The organism is Arthrobacter sp. Y3223164, from assembly GCF_059091005.1.
In genome coordinates, this window is the sequence record NZ_JBNHGF010000300.1 from 1 (window position 1) to 3,345 (window position 3,345).

Below are 3,345 nucleotides of genomic sequence, written 5' to 3' on the forward strand. Positions count from 1 at the left end.
GAGCGAAGCCGCCGCTCGCCGCCGCCTCGCCCGGCTCGGGCAGCAGGCTTGACGGCGCGCGTCACGGGACGCAACTGTCCACGTTTAAAACGACCCTGGGGCAAAGCCGCAGGTCAGGGGCCTGTGATTCGCCAAAAGATGGACAGTTATGGCTGAACATGGACAGAAGCAGCCGGATCCGCGGCTGGCTCGCCGGTAAGAACCCCTCGCCCGGCCTTGCGCTGCGCCTTCTCGTCCGCCCTTGCGCTGCGCCTCGGCAACCGGCCTTGCACCTTAACGCCAGCGGCCCCGGTCTACAGTGCAGATCGGGGCCGCTGGGTCTGGCGGAGGATGGGGGATTTGAACCCCCGAGGGCGTGAACCCAACACGCGTTCCAGGCGTGCGCCATAGGCCGCTAGGCGAATCCTCCAGATGCTTGCTCACAAGAGCAGATACCAGAGTACCCGAAAGCGGCCCCATGTGCCGAATCGGCAGGAGTGCAGGGAACTGGGCGCGGGAGTCCAGAAAGCTGGAGTGCGCGAGTCCAAGGAACTGGGGCACGGGACGTCATGCGGCTGGGGCCGAGGACTCCAAGGACCTCGGTCGCGGGCCGACTAGGGGCTGAGGGCATGAAGGTTTAGGGAGCCGGGCGAAAGTCCAGGGGAGCCCGGCACGGAAGTCCAAAAAGCTGGGGCCGAGGACTCCATGGGGCTGGGGCGCGGGAATTTAGGGAGCCGAATCCGGGAGTTCATGTACCTCAAGCCAAGCCTCTAAGGGGCCTGAGGTTGGGCGGCCTGGCCTCCTCCGGAGACGGCCGCCACCCCTTCTGTACGGGCCCAAAAATCGAATCCGAGACCGCGCGGGTACCGCCGCCGTTTAGCTCTGGAAGGCTGCGACCGGCAGTGGCAAACTTACGCCATGGGTGAGGTGAGGGGCTGGGGGCAGCCCCTTTTCTAAGGGGACTAAACAACATGGCCACCGGTACAGAGTCAGCGGTAGGCAGCGTGCCACCGGCACGCATTGTGGACTGGCTGCTGGCCGGGGATGCGTCAATCCGGTTCCAAACCCTGCGTGATCTCTGCGACGCGCCCGAAGGCGAAGTGGCGGCCGCGCAAGCCCAAATCGCCGACTCCGGCTGGGGTGCCCTGCTGCTCGCGGCGCAGGATTCGGACGGCAGCTGGGGCGGCGGCCTCTACAACCCCAAATGGACCTCCACCATGTTCACCCTGCTGCTGCTGCATTGGCTCGGACTCGCCCCGGGGCACCCTCAGGCCGTGGCCGGCTGTCGGAGGCTGCTGGACGGGGCAGAGTACTTCGACGGCGGGCTGACCTACGGCCGGCACCAGGACCGGGCCGAGAACTGCGTCACCGCCATGGCTGTGCTGGTCGGCTCCGAGCTGGGCCAGCGACTCGGCGGCGATCCACGGATCGACAAGGCAGTGTCGTGGCTGCTGGCCGAGGAACTGGACGACGGCGGTTGGAACTGCGAGCCCCACAGCTCACCGACCAAGCACGCCTCGTTCCACACCACCATCAGCACCCTGGAGGCGCTGGCTGCCTACCGGCACAGCGGCGGCTCGATCAAGGTGGACGTCGCCGAGGCACGCGGCCGCGAATTCCTGCTGATGCATTCGCTCTACCGGTCACACCGGACCGGGGCCGTGGCGCATCCTTCGCTGTCCCAGTTCCGGTTCCCGCCGCAGTGGCACTACGACATCCTGCGCGGACTGGAGTACTTTCGCGCCGAGGGCTGCCCGCACGACGACCGGATGGCGCCCGCCATCAAGGTAGTGGCCCACGGACGGCGCAGCCCGGGCAACTGGGGCGGGTACCGCCCGTATCCGGGGCGGATGTGGTTCCGCTGGACGGCAGAGGACATCGGCCGCTGGGCCACGCTGCGGTGCTCCCGCGTGCTGCGCTGGTGGGATGCTCCCGACGCCGTTCCCGACGCCGCCGCCGGCTCCCCGACGACCCCCGGCGGGTGACGGGCGCCTGATTTCGGGCCGCCGTCCGACGTCAGGTAGACTGTTCGTCGGCCCCTCATGCGGTGTCATCCTGTGAACTCCCCCAGGACCGGAAGGTAGCAAGGGTAAGCGGGCTCTGTCAGGTGCATGAGGGGTCTTTACTTACCCCCATGCTGCCTATCCCCAGCCCGGCCGCTCCGGCGTGCACCGGCCCAGTTTCAACCGATAGGGTTTGATCGTGAGTACAGCCCTTTACCGTCGCTACCGCCCGGACACTTTCGCGGACGTTATCGGGCAGGAACACGTCACCCATCCGCTGATGGCGGCGCTGCAGAAGAACCGCGTCAACCACGCGTACCTGTTCTCCGGCCCGCGCGGCTGCGGCAAGACCACCTCGGCCCGCATCCTGGCCCGCTGCCTGAACTGCGCGGAGGGCCCCACCCCCACCCCTTGCGGCACCTGTGACTCCTGCGTCGAGCTCGGCCGCGGCGGACCCGGCAGCCTCGACGTCATCGAGATCGACGCCGCATCCCACGGCGGCGTGGACGACGCCCGCGACCTGCGCGAGCGGGCCACCTTCGCCCCGGTGCGCGACCGCTACAAGATCTTCATCATCGACGAGGCCCACATGGTCACGTCTGCCGGCTTCAACGCCCTGCTCAAGATCGTCGAAGAGCCGCCGGAACACATCAAGTTCATCTTCGCCACGACCGAGCCGGACAAGGTCATCGGCACCATCCGCTCCCGGACCCACCACTATCCTTTCCGGCTGGTCCCGCCGGAACCGCTGATGCAGTACCTGGAACTGCTGTGCCGGCAGGAGAACGTTCCGGTGGCCCCGGGCGTCCTCTCGCTCGTGATCCGGGCGGGCGGCGGTTCGGTCCGCGACTCGCTCTCCGTGCTGGACCAACTGATGGCCGGCGCCGGACCCGACGGGCTGGACTACGAACTGGCCGTTTCCCTGCTCGGCTACACGCACGCCTCCCTGCTGGACGACGTCGTCGACGCCTTCGCCGCGGGCGACGCGTCCACCGTGTTCAGCGCGGTGGACCGCGTGGTGCAGACCGGCCACGATCCGCGCCGCTTCGTCGAGGACCTGCTCGAGCGCTTCCGCGACCTGATCATCGTGCGCGCCATGCCGGAAAGCGCCCACGCCATCCTGCGCGGCGTCCCGGAGGACCAGATCGCCCGGATGCAGACCCAGGCCAACCAGCTGGGCGCGTCCGAGCTCTCCCGGGCCGCGGACATCACCAACCAGGCGTTGACCGAAATGACCGGCGCCACCTCCCCGCGCCTGCACCTTGAACTGCTGTGCGCGCGGATCCTGCTGCCCGCCGCCGACCAGGGCGAGCAGGGCGTCGCGGCTCGGGTGGACCGGATCGAGCGCCGGCTCAGCTACGGT

At 68.3% G+C, this 3,345-nt stretch carries 2 protein-coding genes, 1 tRNA gene and 1 other RNA gene; 3 read left to right on the plus strand and 1 reads right to left on the minus strand.

What is annotated here, in order from left to right; translation table 11 throughout:
• Positions 1-321: 321 nt before the first annotated feature.
• Positions 322-409: transfer RNA gene (locus AC5RUJ_RS12920), tRNA-Ser, on the minus strand.
• A gap of 541 nt (positions 410-950) precedes the next feature.
• On the opposite strand from AC5RUJ_RS12920, the gene AC5RUJ_RS12925 reads away from it, so the two are divergent.
• The 3 genes from AC5RUJ_RS12925 to AC5RUJ_RS12935 form a co-directional block, all read left to right on the plus strand.
• A complete protein-coding gene (locus tag AC5RUJ_RS12925) occupies positions 951-1,964 on the plus strand; it encodes a prenyltransferase/squalene oxidase repeat-containing protein (protein WP_494127744.1) in 1,014 nt (337 codons plus the stop codon).
• A gap of 46 nt (positions 1,965-2,010) precedes the next feature.
• Positions 2,011-2,106, plus strand: an RNA gene (gene ffs / locus AC5RUJ_RS12930) — signal recognition particle sRNA small type.
• Positions 2,107-2,181: 75 nt separating this feature from the next.
• The coding region (locus AC5RUJ_RS12935; RefSeq protein ID WP_494155964.1) for a DNA polymerase III subunit gamma and tau at positions 2,182-3,345 on the plus strand (1,164 nt) is incomplete at its 3' end.

Excerpts from the sequence above, each read along its gene's own strand:
- AC5RUJ_RS12925 (WP_494127744.1), top strand. The coding sequence starts at position 951 with ATGGCCACCGGTACAGAGTCAGCGGTAGGCAGCGTGCCACCGGCACGC.